The 25,106-nt window shown below is 69.6% G+C and carries 29 protein-coding genes and 1 riboswitch; of the genes, 7 read left to right on the top strand and 22 right to left on the bottom strand.

All coding sequences use genetic code 11. The features are described from left to right. Positions 1 to 43: 43 nt before the first annotated feature. Positions 44 to 787: a translation initiation factor IF-3 gene (gene infC / locus ABTX24_RS10700; protein WP_350713858.1), complete on the bottom strand. Its 744-nt coding sequence runs from the start codon at positions 785 to 787 to the stop codon at positions 44 to 46. A 300-nt stretch (positions 788 to 1,087) separates the two neighbouring features. Next, positions 1,088 to 1,582, bottom strand: coding sequence for an SseB family protein (locus ABTX24_RS10695; protein ID WP_160023843.1), 495 nt, complete (start codon positions 1,580 to 1,582; stop codon positions 1,088 to 1,090). Positions 1,583 to 1,672: 90 nt separating this feature from the next. Here ABTX24_RS10695 and ABTX24_RS10690 point away from each other — a divergent pair, with 90 nt between their 5' ends. After that, positions 1,673 to 2,137 (top strand): hypothetical protein, encoded by a 465-nt coding sequence (locus ABTX24_RS10690; protein ID WP_350839422.1) that lies wholly within the window; start codon positions 1,673 to 1,675, stop codon positions 2,135 to 2,137. Position 2,138: 1 nt separating this feature from the next. Beyond that, a complete protein-coding gene (locus ABTX24_RS10685) occupies positions 2,139 to 2,708 on the top strand; it encodes a nucleoside/nucleotide kinase family protein (protein WP_350839420.1) in 570 nt (189 codons plus the stop codon). A gap of 12 nt (positions 2,709 to 2,720) precedes the next feature. Here the strand turns inward: ABTX24_RS10685 and ABTX24_RS10680 are convergent, their stop codons facing one another. From ABTX24_RS10680 to ABTX24_RS10660, 5 genes are all read right to left on the bottom strand, one after another. Then, positions 2,721 to 3,668, bottom strand: coding sequence for a TauD/TfdA dioxygenase family protein (locus tag ABTX24_RS10680; RefSeq protein ID WP_350839418.1), 948 nt, complete (start codon positions 3,666 to 3,668; stop codon positions 2,721 to 2,723). 30 nt (positions 3,669 to 3,698) lie between these two features. Then, positions 3,699 to 4,607, bottom strand: a complete 909-nt coding sequence (locus ABTX24_RS10675) for an ABC transporter permease (RefSeq protein ID WP_350839416.1) — start codon at positions 4,605 to 4,607, stop codon at positions 3,699 to 3,701. Further along, entirely contained in the window at positions 4,600 to 5,868 is a 1,269-nt protein-coding gene (locus tag ABTX24_RS10670; protein WP_350839414.1) for a quaternary amine ABC transporter ATP-binding protein, read from the bottom strand. The genes ABTX24_RS10675 and ABTX24_RS10670 overlap by 8 nt, the downstream gene beginning before the upstream one ends. Further along, positions 5,868 to 6,824, bottom strand: coding sequence for an ABC transporter substrate-binding protein (locus ABTX24_RS10665; protein WP_350839412.1), 957 nt, complete (start codon positions 6,822 to 6,824; stop codon positions 5,868 to 5,870). Before ABTX24_RS10665 ends, ABTX24_RS10670 begins: the two co-directional genes overlap by 1 nt. Before the next feature lie 129 nt (positions 6,825 to 6,953). After that, positions 6,954 to 7,829 (bottom strand): LysR family transcriptional regulator, encoded by an 876-nt coding sequence (locus ABTX24_RS10660; RefSeq protein WP_350839410.1) that lies wholly within the window; start codon positions 7,827 to 7,829, stop codon positions 6,954 to 6,956. A gap of 61 nt (positions 7,830 to 7,890) precedes the next feature. On the opposite strand from ABTX24_RS10660, the gene ABTX24_RS10655 reads away from it, so the two are divergent. Then, entirely contained in the window at positions 7,891 to 8,793 is a 903-nt protein-coding gene (locus ABTX24_RS10655) for an aldose 1-epimerase family protein (protein ID WP_350839408.1), read from the top strand. A gap of 10 nt (positions 8,794 to 8,803) precedes the next feature. Here ABTX24_RS10655 and ABTX24_RS10650 read toward each other — a convergent pair whose 3' ends face one another. From ABTX24_RS10650 to ABTX24_RS10635, 4 genes are all read right to left on the bottom strand, one after another. After that, entirely contained in the window at positions 8,804 to 10,018 is a 1,215-nt protein-coding gene (locus ABTX24_RS10650; RefSeq protein ID WP_350839406.1) for an SGNH/GDSL hydrolase family protein, read from the bottom strand. Positions 10,019 to 10,109: 91 nt separating this feature from the next. After that, a complete protein-coding gene (locus tag ABTX24_RS10645; protein ID WP_160023853.1) occupies positions 10,110 to 10,577 on the bottom strand; it encodes a PH domain-containing protein in 468 nt (155 codons plus the stop codon). Beyond that, positions 10,561 to 11,424 (bottom strand): ATP phosphoribosyltransferase, encoded by an 864-nt coding sequence (hisG, locus tag ABTX24_RS10640; protein WP_160023854.1) that lies wholly within the window; start codon positions 11,422 to 11,424, stop codon positions 10,561 to 10,563. Before hisG ends, ABTX24_RS10645 begins: the two co-directional genes overlap by 17 nt. Positions 11,425 to 11,433: 9 nt before the next feature. After that, positions 11,434 to 11,745 carry a phosphoribosyl-ATP diphosphatase gene (locus tag ABTX24_RS10635; protein ID WP_201451030.1) on the bottom strand — a complete coding sequence of 104 codons (312 nt, stop codon included), beginning with the start codon at positions 11,743 to 11,745 and terminating at the stop codon, positions 11,434 to 11,436. A gap of 59 nt (positions 11,746 to 11,804) precedes the next feature. On the opposite strand from ABTX24_RS10635, the gene ABTX24_RS10630 reads away from it, so the two are divergent. Beyond that, complete coding sequence (locus ABTX24_RS10630; protein WP_160023855.1) at positions 11,805 to 12,059, top strand: helix-turn-helix domain-containing protein; 255 nt, start codon at positions 11,805 to 11,807, stop codon at positions 12,057 to 12,059. Next, positions 12,056 to 12,676: a hypothetical protein gene (locus tag ABTX24_RS10625; RefSeq protein WP_160023856.1), complete on the top strand. Its 621-nt coding sequence runs from the start codon at positions 12,056 to 12,058 to the stop codon at positions 12,674 to 12,676. Before ABTX24_RS10630 ends, ABTX24_RS10625 begins: the two co-directional genes overlap by 4 nt. 30 nt (positions 12,677 to 12,706) lie before the next feature. On the opposite strand, the gene ABTX24_RS10620 is transcribed toward ABTX24_RS10625, so the two are convergent. The 4 genes from ABTX24_RS10620 to ABTX24_RS10605 all read right to left on the bottom strand — a co-directional run bounded on the left by ABTX24_RS10620 (position 12,707) and on the right by ABTX24_RS10605 (position 16,412). Then, positions 12,707 to 13,249: a gamma carbonic anhydrase family protein gene (locus ABTX24_RS10620; protein ID WP_160023857.1), complete on the bottom strand. Its 543-nt coding sequence runs from the start codon at positions 13,247 to 13,249 to the stop codon at positions 12,707 to 12,709. Between the two features lie 11 nt (positions 13,250 to 13,260). Continuing rightward, complete coding sequence (locus ABTX24_RS10615; protein ID WP_160023858.1) at positions 13,261 to 14,328, bottom strand: cation diffusion facilitator family transporter; 1,068 nt, start codon at positions 14,326 to 14,328, stop codon at positions 13,261 to 13,263. Beyond that, on the bottom strand, positions 14,325 to 14,684 hold the full coding sequence (locus ABTX24_RS10610; RefSeq protein ID WP_160023859.1) for an ArsR/SmtB family transcription factor: 360 nt from the start codon (positions 14,682 to 14,684) through the stop codon (positions 14,325 to 14,327). Before ABTX24_RS10610 ends, ABTX24_RS10615 begins: the two co-directional genes overlap by 4 nt. A 486-nt stretch (positions 14,685 to 15,170) precedes the next feature. Next, positions 15,171 to 16,412 carry an HNH endonuclease signature motif containing protein gene (locus ABTX24_RS10605; protein ID WP_350839402.1) on the bottom strand — a complete coding sequence of 414 codons (1,242 nt, stop codon included), beginning with the start codon at positions 16,410 to 16,412 and terminating at the stop codon, positions 15,171 to 15,173. 434 nt (positions 16,413 to 16,846) lie between these two features. Here ABTX24_RS10605 and ABTX24_RS10600 point away from each other — a divergent pair, with 434 nt between their 5' ends. Both ABTX24_RS10600 and ABTX24_RS10595 read left to right on the top strand, forming a co-directional pair. Next, positions 16,847 to 17,455, top strand: a complete 609-nt coding sequence (locus ABTX24_RS10600; protein WP_160023861.1) for a class I SAM-dependent methyltransferase — start codon at positions 16,847 to 16,849, stop codon at positions 17,453 to 17,455. A 50-nt stretch (positions 17,456 to 17,505) separates the two neighbouring features. Further along, complete coding sequence (locus ABTX24_RS10595) at positions 17,506 to 17,739, top strand: hypothetical protein (RefSeq protein WP_160023862.1); 234 nt, start codon at positions 17,506 to 17,508, stop codon at positions 17,737 to 17,739. An 89-nt stretch (positions 17,740 to 17,828) separates the two neighbouring features. Here the strand turns inward: ABTX24_RS10595 and ribH are convergent, their stop codons facing one another. The 7 genes from ribH to ABTX24_RS10560 all read right to left on the bottom strand — a co-directional run bounded on the left by ribH (position 17,829) and on the right by ABTX24_RS10560 (position 25,101). Continuing rightward, a complete protein-coding gene (gene ribH, locus ABTX24_RS10590; protein WP_160023863.1) occupies positions 17,829 to 18,311 on the bottom strand; it encodes a 6,7-dimethyl-8-ribityllumazine synthase in 483 nt (160 codons plus the stop codon). Then, entirely contained in the window at positions 18,308 to 19,573 is a 1,266-nt protein-coding gene (locus ABTX24_RS10585) for a bifunctional 3,4-dihydroxy-2-butanone-4-phosphate synthase/GTP cyclohydrolase II (protein ID WP_502890949.1), read from the bottom strand. The genes ribH and ABTX24_RS10585 overlap by 4 nt, the downstream gene beginning before the upstream one ends. Positions 19,574 to 19,575: 2 nt before the next feature. Further along, on the bottom strand, positions 19,576 to 20,172 hold the full coding sequence (locus ABTX24_RS10580; RefSeq protein WP_160023864.1) for a riboflavin synthase: 597 nt from the start codon (positions 20,170 to 20,172) through the stop codon (positions 19,576 to 19,578). Beyond that, positions 20,172 to 21,230, bottom strand: coding sequence for a bifunctional diaminohydroxyphosphoribosylaminopyrimidine deaminase/5-amino-6-(5-phosphoribosylamino)uracil reductase RibD (gene ribD, locus ABTX24_RS10575; protein WP_160028897.1), 1,059 nt, complete (start codon positions 21,228 to 21,230; stop codon positions 20,172 to 20,174). Before ribD ends, ABTX24_RS10580 begins: the two co-directional genes overlap by 1 nt. Before the next feature lie 101 nt (positions 21,231 to 21,331). Next, a riboswitch (FMN riboswitch) is annotated at positions 21,332 to 21,478 on the bottom strand. Between the two features lie 50 nt (positions 21,479 to 21,528). Further along, positions 21,529 to 22,197: a ribulose-phosphate 3-epimerase gene (gene rpe, locus ABTX24_RS10570; RefSeq protein WP_201451031.1), complete on the bottom strand. Its 669-nt coding sequence runs from the start codon at positions 22,195 to 22,197 to the stop codon at positions 21,529 to 21,531. Between the two features lie 28 nt (positions 22,198 to 22,225). After that, positions 22,226 to 22,846: an HAD family hydrolase gene (locus tag ABTX24_RS10565; protein ID WP_350839394.1), complete on the bottom strand. Its 621-nt coding sequence runs from the start codon at positions 22,844 to 22,846 to the stop codon at positions 22,226 to 22,228. A 125-nt stretch (positions 22,847 to 22,971) separates the two neighbouring features. Next, positions 22,972 to 25,101: an alpha/beta hydrolase gene (locus ABTX24_RS10560; protein WP_160023866.1), complete on the bottom strand. Its 2,130-nt coding sequence runs from the start codon at positions 25,099 to 25,101 to the stop codon at positions 22,972 to 22,974. Positions 25,102 to 25,106 lie beyond the last annotated feature (5 nt).

Below are 25,106 nucleotides of genomic sequence, written 5' to 3'. Positions count from 1 at the left end.
GGTCACGGGGCGCCGCGGCGGCGGAAGTCAGTGGATCGACCGGTCAGAGGTCGATGTCGGGGTCGAGGTTCTCCGAGCGCCGCTTCGGCTTCGGGGTGGAGGCCGGACGGGCAGCATTCGCGGCCGTACGCTCCGCCTTCTCGGCGGCCTCGTCGGCAGCGCGCTCGGCTGCCTTCTCCTCCTTGGCCTCCTTGGCCTCGACCTTGGCGTCGGCCTTCTTCTTGTGGGGGCCGAGCACCATGATCATGTTGCGGCCGTCCTGCTTCGGCGAGGACTCGACGAAGCCCAGCTCCTGGACGTCGTCGGCCAGCTGCTGCAGCAGGCGGAAGCCGAGCTCGGGACGGTGCTGCTCACGACCGCGGAACATGATCGTGATCTTCACCTTGTCCCCAGCGTTGAGGAACCGCACGACGTGACCCTTCTTGGTCTCGTAGTCGTGCTTGTCGATCTTCGGACGAAGCTTCATCTCCTTGATGATCACGTTCGTCTGGTTTCGACGGGCTTCACGGGCCTTCTGGGCGTTCTCGTACTTGAACTTCCCGTAGTCCATGAGCTTGCAGACCGGCGGCTTGCCCTGCGGGGCGATCTCGACCAGGTCGAGGTCGGCCTCCTGGGCCAGGCGCAGCGCGTCAGGGGTCGGCACGATGCCGACCGTCTCTCCGTTGGGACCAACGAGGCGGACCTCGGGAACCCGGATCCGGTCGTTGATACGAAGCTCAGTGCTGATGTGTCCTCCAGTTGTTGTGGCTGCGGAGGCTCTGGATCTCGGCTTCCGGGCCGCGTGCACGGGCGGTCCGGAAATCAAAAAAAGCTCCCGCTGGATTGTTACAAGCGGAAGCCAGTCATGACGCTCACCCACCATCGGGCTCGCACCACCGAATCCATGGGCCTCTAAGATTCTGGGGCCACTGTCTTCGGGACCGGACCCGACGACCTTTGTTGCTGGGCGGTCGATGCGGGTGGGAGAACGCTGTCGTGATCTCCGCTTGTTGGATCAAACCGACGGCGTACGTCGGCTGATCGGTCAACACGGAACACTACTGCAACATTCCCTGCGGCACCCAATCCTCAGGGCCATGCCCGATCCTCAGGGTCGCACCCAGGCCGTACGCGGCCCGACGGTCGCCAGCTGCCAGCCCTCGGCCACCTTCTGCAGGTCATCGCCCTCGATCGCGAACGGGACCGGGCCGGCGAGATCGAGCACGAGCGCGTCGGCGCCGTCATGGACGGCTGCCTGAGCCGCGTCTCGCAGCGAGACCGGAACCGGGCGGGCGTCGGCCTGCCAGGCCTGCAGCGGCGCGGTGCCGGTGAACCCGAGCAGCGCCTGCCGCCCGTCGGCGCCGGTGAGCAGCACGGTGGCCATGTCGGAGGTCTTGTCGTGGGCCAGACCGGCTTCGTCGACCTCGACCTCCCCGAGCACCGCCACGACCGGGACGAGCACCCGGGCAGCGGCAAGGGTCGTGAGCACATCGGCGTGCGTGGCCTGGCCCGCGGCGTACGACCTCATCACGGTCGCGACCTCAGGGCTGGTCTCGCCGGTGTCGCCGGGAAATGCCGTGCCGAGGAGTCGTTTGTCGTTCATCGCCTCCCCATTCAACAACAGAGCGACATCAGGGCCGATATCGGGGACAGTCCGGGTGTCAGACGACCACGACGGTGGAAGACTGCAGGTATGGACCAAGGCGCCTACCTCGCACTAGCCGCCGCGCTCACCGTTCTGGGCGCGATCTGGACCTGGGTCGCGTTCCGACGGCGCGGCCTCGGAGCCGGCGTGAGGGCTGCCGGGTGGACGCTGCTCGCTCCGGCGGCCTACCTGACCGGACTGCTGCGCGCCGGCGGCCGGATCGTCGACGCGGTCGCCGACTGGGCCGCGCGCCTGGTCTTCAGCCCGACCGTCTGGATCGGATTCGGCATCGCCGCGCTCGCGATCGTGCTGATCTTCGTCGCCCGCCTCCTGCCCACCAAGGAGAAGCCGAGCCGCGCAGCCCGGAAGGGCGCTGCCGGTGCTGCGCCCGCCGGCTCGGCAGGCCCGGCCTCGGTCGCGGCGCCGAAGACGGCCAAGGGTCCGGTGGTCGACGACGATGACGACGACATGGCCGACGTCAACGACATCTTGAAGAAGTACGGCATCTCCTGAGTTGACCGACTCCACTGATGGCCTCCGGCTCTATTTCGACGAGCCGGCAACCGATCTCCTCACGATCGCGATGAGCCGTCCGGCCACCCTCGGCCCCGGACGGCTGATCTGCGTCGACGGCCCCGCCGGCTCCGGGAAGACGACGCTCGCCACCGCCCTGGCCGAGATGACCCAGGCCCCGGTGGTCCACATGGACGACCTGTACGCCGGCTGGGACGGCCTCGCCGACGGCATCGCCCAGCTCGAGACGATCCTCCTCCCCCTCGTCGAGGGAGCCCCCGGCTCCTACCGCCGCTACGACTGGCACGCACGCGAGTTCGCCGAGACCGTGCTGGTCCCGCCGAGCCCGCTCCTCGTCATCGAGGGCGTCGGCAGCGGCGCCGCGGCGTACGACGGCTTCCGCACGGCCCTCGCCTGGGTCGACGCGCCCGAGGACGATCGCAAGCGACGCGGCATCGACCGCGACGGCGACACCTTCGCACCCCACTGGGACGCCTGGGCAGCGGCCGAGACCGAGCACTTCGCCCACGACCTGACCGCCGCCCGAGCGGACATCATCGTGACCACGTGAACCCGGAACGGGTCAGGAGATCAGCTCGTCCAAGCGGCTGTAGGCCCGCGCGTCGCCCTGGAGGACCTCCGAGCGCCGCCCGTCGACCGAGACCGGTACGTCACCCGCGACCGTGACCCGGCGCATCTCGCGCGGGTGGTGGTCGAAGTCGGCGACCGCGTAGTGCTGGGTGGCGCGGTTGTCCCACATCGCCACGTCGCCGGGCTGCCAGGCCCAGCGGATGGTGTTCTCGAGCTTGGTGACCCGGTCCTGGAGAAGGTTGAACAGGTGGATCGACTCGGTGGAGGTGAGCCCGTCGAACTCCTTGACGAAGCTGCCCAGGACCAGCGTCCGCTCCCCCGTCTCGGGGTGGACGCGGACGACCGGGTGCCGGGTCTCGAAGTGGACCGAGGCGAAGTCGTCGCGGGAGTAGTTGGCGTCGGGCTGCTCGTGCTCCTCGTCGCGCTGGGCGTAGTCGTAGGAGTTGGTGTGCACCGCCCACAGCGCATCGGCCAGCGCCTTCAGCGGCGCCGGGAGCCGGTCGTAGGCGGCCGCGGTGTTCGCCCAGATCGTGGTGCCACCGTAGGGCGGCAGGGTGACCGCGCGGAGCACCGAGATCGCCGGGACCCGGTCGACGAAGGTGACGTCGGTGTGCCACGCGTTGGCCGCCATCCCGGCGTTGGCGGTGACCCGCAGCACCCGCCCGGAGCCGGTGTTGACCGTCGGGTGCGCGGTCGTCAGCTCGCCGAACCGCGCCGCGAACGCGCTCTGCGCCTCGTCGGTGAGCCCGTCCTGGCCCCGGAAGAAGAGCACCTTGTGGCGCAGCAGGGCGTCGCGTACGTCCTGGATCTGGGTGTCGTCGGCCTCGGCCAGGCTCAGGCCCTCGATGACGGCGCCGATCCGGGCACCGGCGCGGCGGATCCGCACGCCCGAGGGCGTCTCGACGACGTCCGCGGGACGATGCAGCTCGGTGATGGTCACAGTCGTTCTCCTCCGATCAGGGATTTCGGGTCAGGCGGGGGTGAGCTCGGGCTCCGGGGTCGTGGCGTGGGCACCGCGACCTCGGCCGAGCTTCGGCCACCAGGACGGCACCAGGCCGCGCTGGCCGCCGAGAGCGGCCGAGACGCGGTCGAGGTAGATCGCGATGACGACGACGGCCAGACCGCCTTCGATCGAGGCGCCGATCTGCAGCCCCTGGACCGCGTTGACGACGACGCCACCGAGGCCGGAGCCGCCGACCAGCCCGGCCACGACGACCATCGAGAGGGCGAGCATGATGACCTGGTTGACGCCGGTCATGATCGAGTCCTTGGCCAGCGGGAGCTGGACCTCGCGCAGGATCTCCCAGCGGCCGGCGCCGAAGGCGGTGGCCGCCTCGACGGTCTCGGGGTCGACCTGGTTGATCCCGAGCTGGGTGAGCCGGACCGCCGGCGGCAGCGCGAAGACGATGGTGGCGACCAGGCCGGGTGCGTCGCCGACGCCGAAGAAGAGGATCGTCGGCAGCAGGTAGACGAAGACCGGGAGCGTCTGCATCAGGTCGAGGACCGGCCGCAGCGCTGCCCGCAGCGGTGGCGAGAAGGCCGACCAGATCCCCAGCGGGATGCCGATCACCAGCGCGACGAGCGTCGCCACGAGCACCGAGGTGGTGGTCTGCATCGTCTCGTACCACAGGTCCATCGACTCGATCAGGAGCAACCCGGCGGTCAGCACCAGGGTCAGCACGACCTGGCGGGTCACCAGGAGCGCGATCACGGCGAGCACGATGATCATCGCGACCGGCGGCAGGCCGCCGAGCACGTTGTAGACCATCCGGAGCAGGAAGTTGAGCGCCTCCTTGATGCCGTCGAAGAACGGCCCGAGGTTGTCGGTGAGGAAGGTGATGACGTCCTCACCGATGTCGCCGATGTGAAGGTCAGGCATGGGCCACCTCCGCAGCCTCGTCGGAGTCGTTCACGGAGTCGTTTTCGGTGTCGTTCACGGTGGAGAGCGCCGAGAGGATCGCGCCCCGCGGCACCACGCCGCGCAGCCTGCCGTCCTCGTCGAGGACGGTGACGGGCACGACCTGGCGGCCCGCCAGATGCATGAAGTCGCCGATCACGTCGCCCTCCTTGACCTGGTGGTAGTCCTCCCCCAGCGCACCGTGGACGCTCTTGGCGCCACGCCGGGTCAGGCTCACCAGCCGGTCGTCGGTCACGACGCCCAGCAGCCTGTCGTCCGCGCCGGTGACGAACGCACCGGTGACCTCGTTCTCCCCCAGCCTGCGCAGCGCGTCGCGGGGCGTGATGTCCTCGGGGAGCACAAGACGGGCCGGCCGGATCAGGTCACCGGCGCTGAGCACGCGCGCCCGGTCGACGTCGGAGACGAACTCGCTGACGTAGTCGTCGGCAGGGTGCGCCACGATCTCGGGCCCGGGAGCGAGCTGGACGACCCGGCCCTCGCGCATCACCATCACCCGGTCCCCGATCCGCATCGCCTCGTTGAGGTCGTGGGTGACGAAGACCGTGGTGCGCTGGTCCTGGGCCTGGAGCTCGACCAGCAGATCCTGCATGTCGCGCCGGATCAGCGGGTCCAGCGCCGAGAACGGCTCGTCCATCAGCAGGATCGGCGGGTCCACGGCCAGCGCGCGGGCCAGACCCACCCGCTGCCGCATGCCGCCGGAGAGCTCGTGCGGGAGCTTGTCGCCGCGCCCGCCCAGGCCGACCCGGTCCAGGGCGGCGTCGGCCCTCTCGAGCCGCTCCTGCTTCGTGATGCCGCGTACCTTCAGGCCGTACGCCGCGTTCTCCCGCACCGTCCGGTGCGGGAAGAGCGAGAAGTGCTGGAAGACCATCCCGATGCCGTTGTTGCGGAGCTCGCGCAGCCGCTGGTCGGAGACCTGGGTGATGTCCTCGCCGTCGATCAGGAGCTCGCCGGCGCTGGGCTCGTTGAGCCGGTTGATCATCCTCAGCACGGTCGACTTGCCCGAGCCGGACAGGCCCATGACGACGAACATCTCGCCCTTGGCGATCTCGAAGTCGATCTCGTGGGCGCCGAGGTAGCCGCCCGCGGCGGCGGCCGCGGCACGCGGGTCCTGGGCGGCGAGCGCCTTCTCGGCCTGCCTCCTGCCGAGGCCGTAGACCTTGCTCAGGCCACGCCCGACGATCGCGGGCTCGGCCGTCTCGTCGGCTTGCAACGTCTCGCTCATCAGATCTCCGCCTTCTCGCCGTCTGCGTCCTCGACCCCGTCGAGGAACTCGGCGACTCTGTCGGGGTTGTCGTCGATCCACGCCTCGGCGATGTCGGCGAGCTCCTTCCCGGACTTGTCGTGGTCGTAGTAGAACTGCCCGGCCTCGTCGGTGGTGAAGGTCAGGTTGGAGAGGAACTCGGCGATCTCCGGGTTGTCGTCCTCGAACCCCTTGCGGGTGACCGTGCGGATCTCACCGGCGCCACCCCACACCTTGTCGGGGTCCTCGAGGAAGGCGGCGTCGAACTGCACCGTCATCCAGTGCGGGCTCCAGCCGAGGAAGACGATGGGCTGGCCGGCCTTCTGCGACTTCTCGACCTGGGCGAGCATCGCCGGGGTGCCGCTGGCGACGAGCTTCCAGTCCCCCAGGCCGTACGCATCCTCGTCGATCGCCTTCTGGATCGTCTCGTTGCCCGGGGACCCGGCCTCGATGCCGTAGATCTTCTTCCCGAACCTCGCGGCGTTGGCGTCGAGATCGGCGAGCGACTCGATCCCGAGCTCGTCGGCGACGTCGCCGGGGATCGCCGGGGCGTACTCGGTGCCCTTCACGATCGTGGAGAGCACCTCGACGTCGCCCTCGTCGATGGGGTCGCCGAAGCTGGGCTCCTGGGAGGGCCACCAGTTGCCGAGGTAGGCGTCGATCTGGCCCGAGGAGACCGCGGTCGCCGCGTTCTCGACGGACAGGTTCTTCTTGATGCTCGCGTCGTAGCCGAGCTCCTGGAGGATCTGGACGGCGATCTCGTTCTCGACCTGGAGGTCGACCCACGGCTGCTCGGCGAGGACCACCGAGTTCTCGGCTCCTCCGGAGTCGCTCTGGGCGAAGCCGTCACGCTCGCTCGCAGTCGTACAGGCGGTCAGGGTGCCGGCTGTCGCCGCGATGGCGAGGGCGGCCACAGCAAGGCGTTGGGGGCGGCGCATGCATGCTCCATCCAATCGGTTCATATATGTCTAACACACTAGACATTAGCCTTCTGGGTGTTCCAGCACGTCCGCGCAGCGAGCAAGACGAAGATCGAGATGCTGCGATAGAGAGTCTCTATAGCTGAGTCACTGGTCGGTCAGATCCTGAGCCAGCGCGACGAACTGCTCCACCAGCGCGTCGCCGCGTTCCTCCAGCCACACCAGAGACACGCTCACCCGCGTGACCGGAGTCAGCGGCACGACCTTCGCCCCGGCTCGCGACGCCGCGCCGGCCATGCCCTCGGTCAGCATCGCGACCCCGGCCCGCGCCAGCACCAGCGGGATGATCGAGGCGACGTGGGCCGTCTCGATGGCGACCTCGGTGGGCAGACCGGCGGCCTCGAGGCGGGCATCGAGGAACGTACGCAGCGCCGTGCCGGCCGGTGTCGCGATCAGGCCGACCTCGGCGAGCTCCTCGATCCGGATCTCCTCCGGCGCCTCGACCGACGGCGGCAGGACCGCCACCAGCTCGTGCTCGGCGAGGCGGTGCGAGGCGAACGGGCCGTGCGGCGTCGCGCCGTCGATGAGCCCCACGTCGGCCTCGCCCTTGCGCACCTGGTCCAAGACGTCAGAGCGGTGCTGCGGGTCGGTGACGACCACCTGCGCTCCCGGCTGGATCCGGCGGAACTCGGCCAGCACCGGCACCAGCGGCTCGACCGCCCATACCGTGCTGGAGGTGATCCGCAGCCGCCCGAACCCCTCGTCGGAGACCGACCGGACCGCACCCGCGGCGAGCTCGAAGCCACGTACGACCCGGCGGGCCGGCCCGAGCAGCGCCGAGCCCGCGGGCGTGAGCCGCACTCCTCTGCCATGACGCTCGAAGAGCGGACCGCCGAGCTCCCGTTCGAGCCCGCGCACGGCGTACGACAACGACGGCTGGGCGACGTGCAGCCGCGCCGCGGCGCTGGTGAAGCTGCCCGCCTCAGCGATCGCGAGGAAGAACTCCAGCTGTCGTCGCTCCATGGCCCGAGGCTAACCCCGACCAGCCACCGGGGCGGCGCGGCCACCTCGATAGCCTGTGCGCGTGCTGAGACCGAGTGGAGAGCAGTTCACGATCGACGGCGGGGGCTACTCCGCCACGGTGACGGAGAGTGGCGGCGCGCTGCGGCTGCTGTCCTACGAGGGGCGGGACCTGATCGCCGGGTTCGGCGACGAGGAGCAGTCCAGCGGCGGCAAGGGTCAGCTGCTGGCGCCGTGGCCCAACCGCATCCGCGACGGGCGCTACGAGTTCGGCGGGAAGAACTACCAGCTGGGGCTCACCGAGGTCGCGCGCAACAACGCCTCCCACGGTCTGGTGCGGTGGTCGCAGTGGCTGCCCATCGAGGAGGCCAAGAGCTCGATCACCCTGGCCACCCGGTTGATGGCGCAGAGCGGCTACCCGTGGACGCTCGACCTCGAGGTGACGTACGCCATCGGGGCAGACGGGCTCACCGTGACCCAGTCGGCGACCAACCATGCCGACTCTCCCGCGCCCTACGCCGCCGGCGCGCACCCCTATCTCACCGTCGGCGCCGGTCCGGTCGACGAGTGGACGCTCACCCTTCCGGCGCGGACGCGACTGCTCTCCGACCCCGAGCGCAAGCTGCCCACCGGGAGCGAGGCGACGGCGGGGACCGCCTACGACTTCACCTCGGCCAAGCCCATCGGCGACGTCGTCCTCGACCACGCCTTCACCGATCTCGACCGTGGCGAGGACGGGCGGGCGACGGTCACGATCCAGGGCCCCGACGGCGGTGTCGCGCTCTGGGTCGACGAGCACCACCCGTGGCTGATGGTCTACAGCGCCGACGACCAGTCGCCGGCCCGTGGCGGTCTCGCCGTCGAGCCCATGACCGCTCCCCCGGACGCGTTCAACTCCGGCACCGACCTGGTCTCGCTCGCCCCCGACGAGCGCCTCGAGATCACCTGGGGCATCACCGCGATCTGATCGCCACGGCCTAGCGGTCGCACTCCAGCAACGACAGGTCGACCGCCTCGGCCATCGCCGCATAGCCGGCGTCTCCGGGGTGCAGGTGATCCCCGGAGTCGTACGCCGGCAGGAACCGCGCCGGTCGGTCGGGGTCACGCGTGGCCGCGTCGAAGTCGACGATGCCGTCGAACTCGCCGGAGGTCCGGATCCACTCGTTGACCGCGACCCGCACGCGATCGCGTGCGGGGGTGTAGCGGCTGCCGCCCTCGTACGGGATGAGGGTGGCGCCGACGACGCACACGTCCTCGGCGTGCGCCTGCGCGATCAGTTCGCGGTAGGCCGCGGTCAGGTCGGAGGCCTCGTCGGCGTCGTCCCAGCGGATGTCGTTGATCCCCTCCAGCAGCACGACCGTGGAGACGCCGGGCTGGTCCAGGACGTCTCGCCGGAAGCGGTCCAGACCGCGCTGGCCACCGGTGCTGTCGACGAGCACGCGGTTGGCGGAGATCCCTTCGTTCATCATCGCGAACCGGTCGGCGTACGAGCTCGCCGCCACCCGGTCTGCCAGCACGTCAGGGTAGCGCCGGTTGGCTCCGACGGTTGAGCCGTTGCCGTCGGTGATCGAGTCACCGAAGAGCACCACGGTCTTGACCCGGCGCGGCTTCTCGATGACGACGCTCTCGACCCAGTACCAGCTGGAGATCTCCGTCGTGAACGCCGCACCCGACTCCTCGCCCGCCACGTCCGCGCCCGCCGTCCCCGAGATGTAGGAGGTCTGCGTGGCCACGTCGTGCCCGGTGATCGGGCCGCTCTCGCCGACGACGTGGAAGCTCACCGCGAGGGTCCTATCGGCCGGCACCGTCGCGTCGACCGGGTCGCTGCGCACCTCGGTGCCGGGAGCGACGGTGACCTGGTCGGCGCCGTCGAAGGTCAGCGGCCGGTTCGTACCGCGCACCACCGCGGCTCCGTCCCCGGCCAGACCGAGGTGTGCCGAGGTGAAGGTCACCGGACGGTCGCCGAACACGTTGGACAGGGTGATGCGTACGCCGGAACCACCCAGCGAGGTGTGCACCAGGTTGCGCACCGACCGGTCCGCCAGGCCCGTGGCGCCGGTCTGGCCGCCCACCTCGTCGGCCGAGGCACCCCAGGTGCCGACCGGGTGCACCGGCGCGGCCTGGGCCGGCACGGTCGAGACCAGGGCGAGGACGGCCGCCAGCGCCGCGAAAGCACGAGTCCATGACGTCACGCAGACACGTTAAGTCGCCGCGGGCACCACCATCAGCGGTTCGGGCGAGTCTTCCCCGAAGCGTAGTAAGCGGTTCGCCGGAGGGTTGCTGCTAGGACAGCTCTTCGGCCAGCGTGCGCAGCGTTCGTACGGCCTTCTTCGACGCGCCCCCGTCGGAGGCCTGGATGCCGAGGACGGAGATGTTGTGCCCCGAGGCCAGGTCGATGTTGGGCCAGGGAGCGCCACGCGGGAAGTTGATCGCGAGGACCTCGGCCCACTCCAGGTCGCGGCGCTTGAAGCCGTTGACCACGGTCAGGCCGTCGGCACGGGCGACGACCCGCGATCGGGTCAGCGCATACACGCAGGCCACGATCCCGAGACCCACGGCTCCGAAGGTGAGCCGTTCGAACATGGTGACCTGTGCCTTGATCTCGGGCGTGAACCCGACCCAGACCATCGTGCACATGACCGCCAGGGCGGCCACGAGGAACCAGCCCATGAAGCGCGCCCCGAGCGGGCGCCAGGTGTGCGGCAGCTTCACCGGCAGCTCAGGGCCAGCAGGCTCAGATCCGGCAGGCATTGATCTCCGTCAGCAGGATCGCGCGGGCACCCACGGCGTACAGGTCGTCCATCAGCTTCTGCGAACCGGCACGCGGAACCATCGCACGGACGGCCACCCAGCCCTCGCGGTGCAGCGGGCTGACCGTCGGGCCCTCAAGGCCGGGCGTCATCGCGGAGGCCTCGGAGAGGTCCTCGGCGCGGATGTCGTAGTCCATCATCACGTAGCTGCGCGCGATCAGGACGCCGTCCAGACGGCGCTTGAACGTCTCGTACGCCTCCGGCAGGTGCGCGCCCGACCGGGTGATCACCACGGCCTCGGAGCGCATGATCGGGTCGCCGAAGATCTCCAGACCGGCCTGTCGCATCGTGGAGCCGGTCTCGACCACGTCGGCGATCGCGTCGGCGACCCCGAGCTGGATCGAGGTCTCGACGGCGCCGTCGAGGCGGGTGACGCTCGCGTCGATCCCCTCGCGCTCCAGGAAGGCCGAGACGACGCCGACGTAGGAGGTCGCGATCCGCTTGCCGCGCAGCTCCTCGATCGAGGTGAAGGCGCCGGCACGGCCGGCGAAGTGGAACCGGCTGCGGCCGAAGCCGAGCCCGATGACCTCGTCGGCCTTGGCGCCGGAGTCGAGGAGCAGGTCGCGGCCGGTGATGCCGATGTCGAGGGTGCCCTCGCCGACGTAGAGCGCGATGTCGCGCGGGCGCAGGTAGAAGAACTCGACGCCGTTCTCGTCGTCGATGAGGGTCAGGCGCTTGGAGTCCTCGCGCTGGCGGTAGCCGGCCTCGCGCAGGAGCTCGGAGGCGGAGCTGGACAGCGAGCCCTTGTTGGGGACGGCGATCCGCAGAGGCTTGTCATCGGTTGTCATGAGGTTCCCCTACAGGTGTGAGTAGACGTCGTCGATCGAGATTCCGCTGGCGAGCATGAGCACCTGGGCGTGGTAGAGCAGCTGGGAGATCTCCTCCGCGGTCGCTTCCTTGCCCTCGTACTCGGCCGCCATCCAGGACTCGGCGGCCTCCTCGACCAGCTTCTTCCCGATCGCATGGACCCCGGCGTCGAGCTGTGCCACGGTGCCGGATCCTTCAGGTCGGGTCCGGGCCTTCTCACTCAGCTCGGCCCAGAGCTCGTCGAACGTCTTCACGAGCGTCAAGCCTAGGCCGTACGCGACCCGGCCCCCGAATCGTCTCATCGGATCCATAGCAGAACTGCTATGGACAGCCATAGCAGTTCTGCGATACCTTCGATTTCATGAGCACCGACGACGAGGACACCGCGTTCTACGTCGGGATCGCCGCGCAGGTCACCGAGCACCGGGTCGCGCGGGGCCTGTCCCAGCGCGAGCTCGCCGAACTCTGCGGCACGACCCAGTCGGCGATCGCTCGGCTGGAGTCCGGGTCCCGCCCACCCAAGATCGACACCCTCCTCCGGGTGGCAGCCGCCCTCGACTGCCGCCTCGAGGTCGGCTTCCACCCCCGCACCAGAGCCCACAGGAGCACGCCATGAAGACCCCTATTGCCGCCGACGAGGTCGAGTCGACCCGCAGCGAGCGGTTCCTGGCGGTCGCGCTGACCGCCTTCCTGCTCGTCGGCACCGTCTGGTTCTACGTCAAGGTCGCCGGCTGGTGGCCGCTCTACATGGACTGGGACCAGTGCAACAACGGCCAGACGGCGTGCGAGATCCCCGGCCACGAGGCGATCCAGATCGGGATCCGCCTCGGCTTCATCATCCTGCTCTGGCTGGTCGGATTCTGGGTCCTCTACCGGCTGCGCCGCAGCGGCTCCCGCTTCCTCCCGCTCGGCTTCGCGCTCGCCGCGACCGGGGTGATCATGGCCCTGGTCTTCGCCTTCCACTACACCTTCGAGTACGCCGACTTCGGTCCGCTCATCCTGTCGCTGTTCGGCGCCGCGGCCACCGTCGGCGTGTTCGTCGCCGTCCAGCGGCTCCTGGCCAAGCGGATCCCGGCCATGCGCGTACGCAAGGGCGACTGCCCCTACTGCGGCTACCCGGTCCGCGGCAAGCACTGCGAGGGCTGCGGCCGCGAGACCATCGCCCCGTGCGCGACCTGCGAGGCCGACCGCCGGGTCGGCTCGCTCCACTGCGTGGCCTGCGGCGCCGACTGACCCTCCACCTCAGGGTGAGGGTTAGGCTGGTTAGGCCGGGCGTACGGTCGCGCGGTGCAACTTCATACTGTGCTCTTTCATGAGGGCAACGTAGCCAGGCGCGTTGAGCTCGAGGATCGCTGCAGGGTTGCTGCCGGGCTCGATCGTGCCGCGGATCTTGGCCGGCACGCCCATCACCAGGCTGTGGTCGGGCACCTCGGTCCCCTCGACCACCATCGCGCCGGCGGCGATCAGGCAACCGTCGCCGATGACCACGGCATCGGAGACCACGGCGCCGTTGCCGACCAGCGACCCGGTCCCGATCCGGTCACCGTGCACCACGCAGCCGTGCGCGATGGTGCTGTGCGCGCCCATCTCGAGGGAGGAGCCGGGGCGTACGTGCAGCACCGAGTTGTCCTGCACGTTGGAGCCCTCGCCGATGATGATCGGCCCGACGTCGGCACGCAGGACCGCGCCGTACCAGACGCTGGCGTTCGGACCGAGGCGTACGTCACCGATCAGCGTCGCTGTCGGCGCCACCCAGGCGTCGGGATGGATCTGCGGACTCTTGCCGTCGAATTCGAAGATGTTCATCAGGGCAGAGCCTAGGGGTGGGCTCCGTCGGGGCTGACGTGGAGGACCACACTGGTCAGCCGCGGCAGTGCCTCCAGGAGATGCTCCTCGGCATGGTGGGCGATGTCGTGCCCGGCAGAGACGGGCAGCTCGGCCGACACGGTGATGTCGCCGTCGGCGTGGAGGGTGTGTCCGATCCACCGCAGCCTCAGGCTGCGGACCGCGAGCACGCCGTCCACCGTGCCGACCGCCTCCCTCGCCCTGCGTACGTCCTCCGGGGTGACCGCGTCCATCAGCCGAGCACCGACCTGCTTGAGCGCCGAGCGCAGCACGCCGAGGATCGCGACGGCGATCAGCAGCCCGATCACCGGGTCGGCCCACGGCATCCCGACCGCAACCCCGGCAGCACCGAGGACCACGGCCAGCGAGGTGAACCCATCGGTGCGCGCATGGAGCCCGTCGGCGACCAGAGCCGCCGAGCCGATCTGGCGGCCCACCCGGATCCGGTAGCGCGCGACGAGCTCGTTGCCACAGAATCCGACCACTCCGGCCGCAGCGACCGCCCAGACGTGCTCGACCTCGCGCGGATGGAAGAGCCGGTCGATGGCCTCCCAACCCGCCAAGATGCTGGAGAGCGCGATCATGGCGACGACGAAGAGCCCCGCGAGATCCTCAGCCCGGCCGTACCCATAGGTGAACCGATCGTTGGCCGGACGCCGAGCGAGCCAGAACGCCACGAGCAACGGCACCGCCGTCAGCGCGTCCGCGACATTGTGGAGCGTGTCCCCCAGCAGCGCCACCGACCCGGTCAGGGTCACCACGACCGCCTGCAGCCCCGCCGTCAGCGCGAGCACACCGAGGCTGATCCACAGCGCCCGCCGCCCACGTACGTCGGCCTCCAGCGCCTCGTCGACCTGGTCCGCCGCATCGTGCGAGTGAGCCCCGAAGACGTCCGAGACCGCATGCTTGACGCGCGCCCACAGCCGATCGTGCCCATGGCTGTGGTCATGGCTGTGCTCAGGATCGTGGCCGTGATCCTGGCCGTGACTGTGTCCGGCGTGGGAATGGTCGCGTGGGTGATCGTGCAACGTATGGGTCATACCGACTCCTCCCCCGACGACCGATGGTGCGCAGGGACCTGGTCCAGGAGATGCTCCACGTGGCCGATCGTGTCGAGGACGAGCTGGCGCACATGCCCGTTCTCCACCCGATAGAGCACCGAGGTTCCCTCCTTCCGCGTCGTCACCAACCGAGCCATCCGCATCTTCGCCAGATGCTGTGAGACCCCCGGCACCGGCTTGTCCAACATCGAGGCGAGCTCGGAGACCGACCGCTCCTCATCGAGCAACAGCCCCGCCACCTGCAGACGCGTCGGATCCGCCAGCATCCGCAGCACCTCGACGGCAAGAGTGACGACGTCGTCCCCCCACACCGGAGGTTGCGTATTTGCATGCATGCGCAAATTATAGCGCGACGTCGGACCCTGCGATCGAGTCGGCGCATCTGTCCCGGATCACGCCGCCGAGGTCAGCCAGGACAACGAGCGTCGCGATGCTGCCGACCACGGGCGAGCGAGCGCCGAAGACCAGTCGTCGACGTCGAACTCCCCGCAGTCACCAGGCAGCGGCATCGCCCACATCCCACGCCTTCGGACGCAGCCAGGTCGACATCGAAGGCACTCTTGACTCAGATCGGCCCAGAGAACCGCATCGGCTTGGATGGTTCGGTGCCACGGGACCAAGACCGACGCGCCGACTAGCATCACAGGCGGGGCAGACACGCCAACTCGATCATGTGGCGCGGGGCAGACACGCCGACTCAGCATCACAGGCCGAGACAGACACGCCGACTCGATCGCGTGGCTCGGGGCAGACGCGCCGACTCGGCATGTCCACGAGTGTCGTCCGCGCGGTTGGCGTGTGGATCGTTGTGACCCGTCGGCTTAGGTGCGTCTGGCGAAGCGGATGTCGCCGTTGGGGAGGCGTTCGTGGAGGTAGGTGGAGTCGTGGGCGCGGTGGTGGTGATGGGAACAGAGCAGGGCGGCATTGTCGAGGTCGGTCGCGCCGCCTTGGGCCCAGGCGATCCAGTGGTGGGCCTCGGCCCAAGTCCCCGGGATGTCGCACCCTTCGGCCTCACAGGTCGCTGACCTGAGGAGGAGGGCGCGGCGTTGGGCGGCGGTGAAGAAGCGTTCCTTGCGGCCGAGGTCGAGGACTTCGGAGGCGCCGCCGAGGACGGCGGGGATGATGTTCGCGGTGCAGGCCAGGCGGCGGGCTTCGGCGGTGGTGATCGGGCTGCCACCGGCGATCTGGGCGATGCCGGCTTCCTTGCGGAGCTGGTCGATGTCGATGGTCACGATCACCGTGGTCGCATCCCCGCCGTGGATCGGCAGCCGGGCCGGGTCGAGGGTCTCCAGCATCTGACAGAACGCCCGTCCCAGGCGGCGGTCGTAGGGCAGGTAGTCGCCGGTGTCGGTGCGGGTGCCGTCGTCGCGGCGGGGTGAGGCGAAGGCCTCCAGGGTGGTGGCCAGGCGGTCCGCGGTCGCGTCCGGGACCACCGCCGAGATCCGGGTGGTGCCGTCGCCGAGGCGCCGCATCGCGAGTCGGGTCTTCTTCCGCGCGTGGGCCTCCTCGGCCGCCAGCCGTTTCGCCTCTTCGGCTTCGGCGATCTCGGGCGCGATGACATCGAGGATCCGGCGCCCCAGACGTCGGAGCTGGGTGGGGTCGAACCGGGTCGCATAGGCGACCAGCGCTTCTTCGGCCATGGTCTGGATCTCGGCGCCGAGATCGGCCGGCAGGTCGTCGAGAGCGTTGACGATGACGTGGGCTTGGGCCGGGTTGCAGGCACCGCGGCGCATGGCAGCCGCGACCTGGTGGTAGGTCCGGTCCAGGGCCTGGGCCAGCCGGAGGTCGGCTCGGAGGGTCTCGGGGCGCTGGTGGGTGTGGTGATGCAACCACGCCGCCACATCCCGCGCCCCAGACTCGGCCGCGACGTCATCAGCAACAGCGAGCACCCGCAGCTCGAGCTCAGCCAACTGGGCTTTCGCCCGGGCGATCTCAAGCAGGGCGGTGGCCTTCTGGTCGGTGGCCATGAACACCGGATTCGCCGCCGCAACTCCCTCGAGCGCGTCGGTGACCGCGACCACCGCTCCCAGCACAGGGTGCTGAGGCTGCTGCAGCGTGGTCATCACGGTCACCTCCCGACGTACGAACTCTCCACACCCGCTGGCACAGGTGTGTTCTGGTTCGCTGGTCTCGGAGGCCCGGAGTACGGGCTATTACTTACCCTCGCAGCTCAGCGTGCACGCCCCTGGTTCCCCTGGATTACCCCACCCCCGTTGTGTCTCGGGTGGATGGGGCACGCCTCTTTCGAGGTGGTCGGCCTTCACGTTCACGCCTGCGCCGAGCCTACCACACAACACAAAACCAATGAACCCAATCAGGGACAGATATCCCCAACAAAACCCATACCGCTGCTGGAAGCCCGCAAGACAGGTAAATGGCACCAACCCAGACACCCTGCTTCTAAATCTCCCAACCCAATCCCGGTATTGGCCCCACCCACGCTGGAACCCAAGCACGAGACCAAACAGGCACACATCAACCACTACCCTGCTCACCGATGACCATGACAGAGATCGGCGCAGCCTACGACGGCCGCGCAACCGAGTACATCGACCTGTTCGGAACGATCGACCAGCTCGCCAAGCGCGACCACGAGACGATCACCACCTGGCGAGACACCACGACCGGCCCCCTAGTGGATGCCGGCTGCGGCCCAGGGCTCTGGAGCCAGGAACTCACCACGGGCGGCGTACGCGAGGTAGTAGGTCTGGACGCCTCGGCCGAGTTCGTCGCCGCCGCTCGAGCGCGGTATCGCGAGGTCAGCTTCGAGCGAGCGGACATGGCTGACATCCCGCTGGAGGACGAGTCGGTCGGCGGCATCCTGGCGTGGTACTCGATCATCCACACCCCGCCCGCCGATCTTCCTGCGATCCTCGGCGAGTTCGCCCGCGTGCTCACGCCCGGCGGATCGGCGCTGATCGGCTTCTTCGACGGCGATCCCGGCGAGGCGTTCGACCACGCGGTGCACACCGCCTACTACTGGTCCGCCGAGGCGCTGGGAGACCTGCTCTCTCCGCACGGGTTCGTCATCGAGCGGGCAGCGTCCCGCCAGGATCCAGGGTCACGCCGCCGCCACGGCGACCTGGTCGCGAGGCGCACCACCTGAATCGCCCACGCACAAACCACGGCGCGCACAAACCACGGCGCGCACAGGGCATGGCCGACTCCGAGGGGTTCGTCAGCTTCCACGACCTCGCCGCCGAGTTCACCGGGCTGTGCGACGCCGGGATCGAGGTCCTCGCCGACGCCGCCGCGATCGAGACCTGGACCGCGATCAACGTGCGCACGGTGATGACACAGGGCGCCGACGGAAAGAGCCAGGGCATCTGCCACCTCGACTTCGACGCGATCGACGCCGCGTTCCCGGACGCGGTGGCTGCCTGCAGCTGACCCCGACTCCGAGAGCCCTCGGGTTGTGAAGCCGAGAGCGGTCCACCGACCGCTCTCAGGTTCACAACCCGCTCAGCGCCTCAGTAGCCTCAGTAGTGGCGCACACAGTCGCGCAAAGCGAGCGCGGTCTCCATGGCCGCCGCGGCGGCTTCATAGCCCTTGTCCTCGCTGGACCCCTCGAGCCCGGCCCGGTCGAGCGCCTGCTCCTCGTTGTCGCAGGTCAGCAGTCCGAAGCCGACGGGGATGAGGTGGTCGATCGCGATCCGGTTCAGACCGTCGGTGGCGGCCGAGCAGACGTACTCGAAGTGCGGGGTGCCGCCACGGATGACGACACCGAGCGCGACGATGGCGTCGTAGCCCGACTTTGCGAGCGCGGCCGCGGCGACCGGGAGCTCGAAGGCGCCCGGGACCCGGACGACGGTCAGGCCGCCGACGGCGGCGTCCTTGAGCGCGCGCTCGGCGCCGTTCAGCAGGCCGGCCATCACCTCGTCGTGCCAGCGCGCCGCCACGACGGCGACCCGCAGGTCGCTCGCGTCGACGACCTCGGGGGTAGGGGCTCCCTTGCCACTCATCGGTTCTCCTCAGACAGATCGGGCAGCGCATGACCCATGCGGTCACGCTTGGTCAGCAGGTAGGCGAGATTGTGCTCGTTGGGCCGCGGGGTCAGCGGGACCCGCTCGGCGACCTCGACACCGTACGCCTCGAGGTGACTCACCTTCTCGGGGTTGTTGGTCATCAGGCGTACCGCGTCGACCTTGAGGTCGCGCAGGATCTGCGACGCGGCGCCGTAGTGTCGCGCGTCGGCCGGGAGGCCGAGATCGAGGTTGGCGTCGACGGTGTCGCGCCCGCCGTCCTGGAGCTGGTAGGCCTGCAGCTTGGCGAGCAGCCCGATCCCGCGGCCCTCGTGGCCGCGCAGGTAGACCACCACACCGCAGCCCTCCGCCGCGATCCGCGAGAGAGCCTCGCGCAGCTGCGGACCGCAGTCGCAGCGTCGCGACCCGAAGACATCCCCGGTCAGGCACTCCGAGTGCACGCGCGCGAGCACCGGATCGCACCCGGCGATGTCACCGTAGACCAGCGCGACATGCTCGACCCCGTCGTCGATGGTGCGATAGCCGTACGCGGTGAAGTCACCGAACTCGGTGGGGAGCCGCGTCACGGCGCGCCGCTCGACCAGCACCTCCGTACGCCGCCGGTAGGTGACGAGGTCGGCGATCGAGATCATCGCGAGACCGTGCTCGTCGGCGAACTCCCGCAGCTGCGGGGCGCGCTGCATGGTGCCGTCGTCGTTGACCAGCTCGACCAGTGCACCGGCGGCTTCCAGACCGGCCAGCCGGGTCAGGTCCACCGCGGCCTCGGTGTGACCGACCCGGACCAGCACTCCCCCGTCGCGTGCCCGCAGCGGGAAAACATGCCCCGGCCGGGTCAGGTCACCGGCGCCCGAGTGGGGCCCGGCCAGCAGCCGGGTGGTGAGCGCCCGGTCGGCGGCCGAGATGCCGGTCGAGACGCCCTCGCGGGCGTCGACGGACACCGCGTACGCCGTCTGCTTGCGGTCCTCGTTGACACGAGTCATCGGGGGCAGGTCGAGGGCGTCGAGCCGCTCCCCCGGCAGCGCCACGCAGATCACGCCCGAGGACCAGCGGATCGCGAACGCCATCACCTCCGGGGTCGCCAGCTCGGCGGAGAAGATCAGGTCGCCCTCGTTCTCGCGGTCCTCGTCGTCGACGACCACGACCGGCTTACCGGCCGCCAGGTCGGCGATCGCGTTCTCGACCGGGTCCAGGCGGACCCCCACGTACTGCTCGGTGCCCGATGAATTCAATCCAGTCTCGATGTTCACGGCCGAACCCCTCCCAGGAGCTTCTCGACATGCTTGGCGATGATGTCGGTCTCGAGGTTGACCTCGTCGCCGACGGCCCGGAACCCCAGCGACGTACGCGCCAGGGTCTCGGGGATGAGGCTGACGGTGAACGCGTCCTCGGTCACGCCCACCACGGTGAGGCTGATCCCGTCGACCGCGATCGAGCCCTTCTCGACGACATAGCGAGCCAGCTCCGGATCCAGGGAGATCGTGACGACCTCCCAGTGCTCACTGGGCTGACGCGAGACGATGCGTCCGACGCCGTCGACGTGGCCTTGGACGATGTGGCCACCGAGCCGGGTGCTCGGGGTGACCGCGCGCTCCAGGTTGACCTGGTCGCCGGCCGAGAGCGCGTGCAGGCTGGTGCGCTTGAGCGTCTCCAGCATCACGTCGGCGGTCCACTCGTTCTCGCCCAGCGTGGCGACGGTCAGGCAACAGCCGTTGACCGCGATGGAGGCGCCCAGCTCTGCGTCCGCCAGCACGGTGGCGGCGGAGATGGTCAGGCGTACGGCGTCGCCCTGGTCCTCGATCCCGGCGACGGTGCCGAGCTCCTCAACAATCCCGGTGAACATCACTGCTCCCCTTTCTGTGGTTCCAAGACGAACCGCACGTTCGGCTCCTCGCCGGGCGCGGCAGGTGAAAGCACATCGACCGAGCGCACCCGCGGCCGGAACGCGTCGGCGATGGTGGTGATCCCGAGGTCGGCGACGGCCGAGCGGCCGGCGCCGAGCAGGAACGGGGCGACGTAGACGACGATCTCGTCCACGAGTCCCGCCTCCAGGAAGGCCGCGGCCAGGGTCGGCCCGCCCTCGAGAAAGACATGGCGCCGCTCGCGCTCCCACAAGGCGGCGAGCGCCTCGTGCGGGTCGCGCGTGCGGAGGTGGAGGGACGGCGCCTGCGCGTCGAAGATCCGGCGGTCCTCGCCCAGGTCGCGCTCCCCCATGACGACCCGGAGAGGCTGTACGCCGACCGGCCGGTCCTCCAGGTCACGGACCGTCAGCGCGGGGTCGTCGACCGCGACCGTGTTGGTCCCGACCAGCATCGTGTCGCTCAGCGCACGGAGCTTGTGGGTGTCGAGCCGCGAGGCGCGCGAGGAGACCCAGCGCGAGGTGCCGTCGGCGGCGGCGCTGCGTCCGTCGAGGGTGGTGGCGAACTTCCAGGTGACGTAGGGGCGCTGCAGCTCGGCCGCCCGGGTCCAGACCCGGTTGAGCTCACGGGACTCCGCTGCGTACAGACCCTGCTCGACCTCGATCCCCGCCTGCTTCAGCGTGGCGGCGCCGCCGGCGGCGACCGGGTTGGGGTCGGACTGGGCGTAGACGACACGGGCGACGCCGGCCTCGATCAGCGCCTGCGAGCACGGGCCGGTGCGGCCGGTGTGGTTGCACGGCTCGAGCGTCACGACCGCCGTCGCTCCACAGGCCGCCTCGCCGGCCTTCGCCAGCGCATCGACCTCCGCGTGCGGGGTGCCGGGCCCACGGTGGTAGCCCTCGGCGATCATCGACCCGTCAGGCCCCAGGAGTACGCAGCCCACCCGCGGGTTCGGGTAGGTGGCAGGCCCCGGGGCGCCGATCGCAGCGGCCAGGTCCAGGGCGCGACGCATCGCTCCCGGCTCCGGGTCACGCTGGTCCAAGCACTTCATCTGATCCCCTCTGGTCCGTCTCACGGACTCCGGGGTCAGGCCGAGACATCGCGCCGCGCCCTGTCGAATCAGGGCGCTCACGACGAATCGGGCTGCGTGCGTCTTCCCATCCGGACTTTAACCGTCGGTCCAGGAGTTTCACCTGGTCAACCGATGACTGGCTGTCATCGGGTCGCGGACTTCTGAACTTTCGTCCAGTCACCGCCGGCTCGGAATTTCACCGACCCCAGAGCACGCGAGCACAAGCTCGTCTTCAACCAGTGTGCCACACGAGTGGCACGACGCCTGATCAGGCGTCGACTGCTGAGACGGCCTTGTCGCGCAGTGCGTTGACCATCGCATCCGGGTCTGCGGCCGAGTAGACGGCGGAGCCGGCGACGAAGACGTCGGCTCCTGCCTCGGCGCAGCGCTCGATGGTCTCCAGCGAGACGCCGCCGTCGACCTGCAGCCAGGTCTCGACGCCGTGCTTGTCCATCAGCGAACGGGTCCGGCGAATCTTGGGCAGCACCAGGTCGAGGAACTTCTGCCCACCGAAGCCGGGCTCGACGGTCATCAGCAGCACCATGTCGAGCTCGGCCAGCATGTCCTCGTACGGCTCGATCGGGGTCGCCGGCTTGAGCGCCATCGAGGCGCGGGCGCCCTTGGCGCGGATCTCACGGGCCAGGCGGACCGGCGCCTTGGTGGCCTCGACGTGGAAGGTCACCGAGCCGCAGCCGGCCTCGACGTACGCCGGGGCCTCACGGTCGGCGTTCTCGATCATCAGGTGGGCGTCCAGCGGCACCGAGGTGGACCGCGCAAGCGCTTCGACCATCGTCGGCCCGAAGGTCAGGTTGGGCACGAAGTGGTTGTCCATCACGTCGACATGGACCCAGTCGGCGCTGGGGATCCGGGCGACTTCCGCCCCGAGGGCTGCGAAGTCGGCGTTCAGGATGGACGGAGTGATCTGGATGTGGCCCACGGAAGGCACCCTAGATGACCCCGAGGGCTCAGAGGGCAGCCAGGTCGGCGTACGTCAGCCCCTCGAGCGTGTCCCGGAACACCCGGCGCTCGCCGGGGGCGACGGGGACATGGTTCTCGACCACCAGGACGGTGCAGCCGGCGGCCTCGGCGGAGCGGGCTCCGGTGTTGGAGTCCTCGACCGCGATGGTGTCCTCGGCCGCGACACCGAGGGCAGCGGCCGCGGTGAGGTAAGGCTCGGGGTGGGGCTTGCCGTTGCGGACCATGTCGCCGGTGACGATCACCTTGAAGGTGCCCTCCGGGAGCTGTTTGAGGATGGGGCCGACGAACCGGGCGTACGACATCGTCACCAGCGCGCACGGGACGCCCTGCTCGAACAGGTCGGTGAGCAGCTCGCGCGCTCCGGGTCGCCACGGGACCTCGCGCTCGACCTGCTCGACCACGCCGTCGAGGAGCATCTCGACGATCTCCTCGGGCTCGTGAGGAAGGCCCATGCCCTCCTTGACCAGGCGCGCCGACTCGATCAGCGCGTTGCCGACCAGCTCCATCGCCTGCTCCTCGGACCAGGTCGCCCCGAAACGCTCGGCGATGGCGTACTCCGCCGCGATCCAGTAGGGCTCGGTGTCCACCAGGGTGCCGTCCATGTCCATCAGGATCGCGGCCGGGAAGTCCCCGGACGGGCTGCCAGGTGCCTGGTTGGTGTTCAGCGTAGCCTCCGGTGGAACGAGATCGGGTCGCGATGCGGGACCAACCCTAAGGCCTGCCGACGGCAGGATCAGAGAAGGTCGGCGACCAGAGCGGCGGCGCGACGGGCGCCGTCGGTCTCGACCGGTCGGCTGCGGGGCTCGCGGCCGATCTCGTCGGCGATCGCTCGCGCGAGCGTGTCGGGGGTGAGGTCGTCGTACTCGAGACAGCGGCCGGCGCCGTACTGCTCGAGCCTGTGGCGTACGTGGATGTTCTGCTCGAAGTGGTGGCGCAACGGCACGTAGATGAACGGCGTGCCGGCGGCGGTCAGCTCCATCGTCGTGGTCAGCCCGCCCTGCACGACGGCAAGGTCACAGGCGCCGAGGAGCCGGTAGAGGTCGGGGACGAAGCCGAGCACCTCGAGCCCGGGGCGCGCTCGGACGACCCTGGCGTCCAGGCGAGGTCCCGTCACGACGATCATTCGCAGGCCCGGCACGGCTGCGCGGGCGGCGTCGTACGCGTCTTCCACCCGGCGGAGCAGGTGGCTGCCAATGCCGGACCCGCCGACGGTGACCACGCAGATCCGCTCATCAGGTCGCCAGCCGAGCTCCCTTCTCAGCCGCGCCCGATCGGCGATCGAACCCGGGTCGATCCCGGTGACGTAGCCGCTGAAGTCGTAGTGCTGCCGGGTCCAGGCGGAGATCTCAGGCAGGTCGGCGCCGAAGTAGCCGGGCACGACGTCCTCGGGGTTTCCGACGAAAATCGCGCGGTCGCGCAGCCGCGGATGGCGCTCGACGTGCTCGAGCATCTCGGCGTTGTGGTCGGCGATGACGAACCGCGCCCGCTCGTCGTCGTCAGGCATCGGGAGGAAGCCGACGAAGTCGGTGAGCCACGCGTAGCCGAAGCGCTTCAGCTCGGGGTTCTCATGCAGAAAATGGTCGACGTCCCACGCCTCGTCGCCGATGACGAGGTCGTAGTGCTCGTCGCGGACGACGTCATCGAAGACCATGAAGTTGTTGACGAGGACCTCGTCCATACGCCTTATCGCGTCGAAGACATGGAGGTCGTGCTCGCCCGACTCCTCCTCGATGTGGCGCGACTCGTTGGCGAGCCACCTGCTGGCTGGGTGGACCCGCTCCCCGGCCGCCTCGAGGACCCGGGTCACCGGGTGCTGAGCGAGCCAGTCGACCTGGACGTCCTCGTGGCGCTCCCGGAGAGCCTGCGCGATCGCAAGGTCGCGGCGGGCGTGACCCAGCCCGATCGGCGAGGAGAGGTAGAGGACCTTCTTCTGCCGGCGGGACGCGCGGACCCAGGTACGACTGGCCGGCGGAGAGGGGTGGACAGCGTCCGCGAAGTCCTTGATCAGGTGATTGATCTTGACCGGGTCGCGGCCCACCGGGCCGTGCCCGCTGCCCTCGAGCAGTACCAGCGATCCCCCGGTGAGCTCGACGAGGCGCTCACTGATCGCGACCGGTCGGATCTGGTCATCGGTCCCGTGGATCGCGAGGACCGGGCACCGTACGCGGCCGCAGATCTCCTCGACCGAGGCGCACACCACCCCGTCGCACCCGAGCCGTGCTGCGGTGGAGTCGGCAACGACCTGCGGCGTCGTCTCGTGCGCCCAGGCGATGCAGTCCTCGATCTGCTTGGTCGAGTGCGGCTCAGGGAACATCTTGGCGAAGAAGAACTCGAGGAAATCGTCATAGCCGCCCTCGAGCCAGTGGTTCCGGTTGTACTTCGCCCATCCGTCCGTGGTGTCGAGGCGGGCGTCCCAGACGAAGGCGTCCCGCTCCTGGACGATCGGGAACCCGCAGGCCGCCCCGATCGCGACCAGTCCGGCCACCCGGTCCGGGTGGTCCGCGGCAAGGTGCAGGCTCCACGCGACCCCGCAGGACAGCCCCACGACGACGGCCCGGTCGGTGCCGGTGGCGTCCAGGACGGCGAGGGCGTCCGCGGCGTACGCCTCGTTCGTGTACGCCGCCGCACCCCCCGGCCGGTCGGACCGGCCATTACCACGCCCGTCGAAGGTCACGACGCGGAAGTGGCGCGCCAGGTAGCCGACCTGCGCCTTCCAGAAACGGGAGTGGATGATCGTCCAGGTCGGCATCAGCAGGATGGTGCGGTCGTCCGGGCCGGCGGTCGCTGCGCCATAGACCTCGTAGTGGACCTTGACGCCGTCTGTCTCCACGTAGCCATCGGCGTCGGGCTTGCGTGCCCTCATGGCTC

This window comes from Nocardioides sp. NPDC127514, assembly GCF_040302125.1.
Taxonomy (GTDB): Bacteria; Actinomycetota; Actinomycetes; order Propionibacteriales; family Nocardioidaceae; genus Nocardioides.
The sequence above is the reverse complement of the archived record's forward strand: the minus strand, read 5'-3'. Positions and strand labels throughout refer to the sequence as shown.

What these genes read in the sequence shown, in the direction of transcription:
- ABTX24_RS10600 (WP_160023861.1), top strand. Translation starts at nt 16,847, where the DNA reads ATGACCATGACAGAGATCGGCGCAGCCTACGACGGCCGCGCAACCGAG.
- ABTX24_RS10660 (WP_350839410.1), bottom strand. Translation starts at nt 7,829, where the DNA reads ATGGAGCGACGACAGCTGGAGTTCTTCCTCGCGATCGCTGAGGCGGGC.
- ABTX24_RS10595 (WP_160023862.1), top strand. Translation starts at nt 17,506, where the DNA reads ATGGCCGACTCCGAGGGGTTCGTCAGCTTCCACGACCTCGCCGCCGAG.
- ABTX24_RS10610 (WP_160023859.1), bottom strand. Translation starts at nt 14,684, where the DNA reads ATGCATGCAAATACGCAACCTCCGGTGTGGGGGGACGACGTCGTCACT.
- ABTX24_RS10560 (WP_160023866.1), bottom strand. Translation starts at nt 25,101, where the DNA reads ATGAGGGCACGCAAGCCCGACGCCGATGGCTACGTGGAGACAGACGGC.
- ABTX24_RS10670 (WP_350839414.1), bottom strand. Translation starts at nt 5,868, where the DNA reads ATGAGCGAGACGTTGCAAGCCGACGAGACGGCCGAGCCCGCGATCGTC.
- ABTX24_RS10635 (WP_201451030.1), bottom strand. Translation starts at nt 11,745, where the DNA reads ATGAGACGATTCGGGGGCCGGGTCGCGTACGGCCTAGGCTTGACGCTC.
- ABTX24_RS10695 (WP_160023843.1), bottom strand. Translation starts at nt 1,582, where the DNA reads ATGAACGACAAACGACTCCTCGGCACGGCATTTCCCGGCGACACCGGC.
- ABTX24_RS10605 (WP_350839402.1), bottom strand. Translation starts at nt 16,412, where the DNA reads ATGACCACGCTGCAGCAGCCTCAGCACCCTGTGCTGGGAGCGGTGGTC.
- ABTX24_RS10615 (WP_160023858.1), bottom strand. Translation starts at nt 14,328, where the DNA reads ATGACCCATACGTTGCACGATCACCCACGCGACCATTCCCACGCCGGA.
- ABTX24_RS10565 (WP_350839394.1), bottom strand. Translation starts at nt 22,846, where the DNA reads ATGGACATGGACGGCACCCTGGTGGACACCGAGCCCTACTGGATCGCG.
- ABTX24_RS10625 (WP_160023856.1), top strand. Translation starts at nt 12,056, where the DNA reads ATGAAGACCCCTATTGCCGCCGACGAGGTCGAGTCGACCCGCAGCGAG.
- ABTX24_RS10620 (WP_160023857.1), bottom strand. Translation starts at nt 13,249, where the DNA reads ATGAACATCTTCGAATTCGACGGCAAGAGTCCGCAGATCCATCCCGAC.
- ribH (WP_160023863.1), bottom strand. Translation starts at nt 18,311, where the DNA reads ATGAGTGGCAAGGGAGCCCCTACCCCCGAGGTCGTCGACGCGAGCGAC.
- ABTX24_RS10665 (WP_350839412.1), bottom strand. Translation starts at nt 6,824, where the DNA reads ATGCGCCGCCCCCAACGCCTTGCTGTGGCCGCCCTCGCCATCGCGGCG.
- ABTX24_RS10580 (WP_160023864.1), bottom strand. Translation starts at nt 20,172, where the DNA reads ATGTTCACCGGGATTGTTGAGGAGCTCGGCACCGTCGCCGGGATCGAG.
- ABTX24_RS10690 (WP_350839422.1), top strand. Translation starts at nt 1,673, where the DNA reads ATGGACCAAGGCGCCTACCTCGCACTAGCCGCCGCGCTCACCGTTCTG.
- ABTX24_RS10645 (WP_160023853.1), bottom strand. Translation starts at nt 10,577, where the DNA reads ATGCCTGCCGGATCTGAGCCTGCTGGCCCTGAGCTGCCGGTGAAGCTG.
- hisG (WP_160023854.1), bottom strand. Translation starts at nt 11,424, where the DNA reads ATGACAACCGATGACAAGCCTCTGCGGATCGCCGTCCCCAACAAGGGC.
- ABTX24_RS10675 (WP_350839416.1), bottom strand. Translation starts at nt 4,607, where the DNA reads ATGCCTGACCTTCACATCGGCGACATCGGTGAGGACGTCATCACCTTC.
- ABTX24_RS10630 (WP_160023855.1), top strand. Translation starts at nt 11,805, where the DNA reads ATGAGCACCGACGACGAGGACACCGCGTTCTACGTCGGGATCGCCGCG.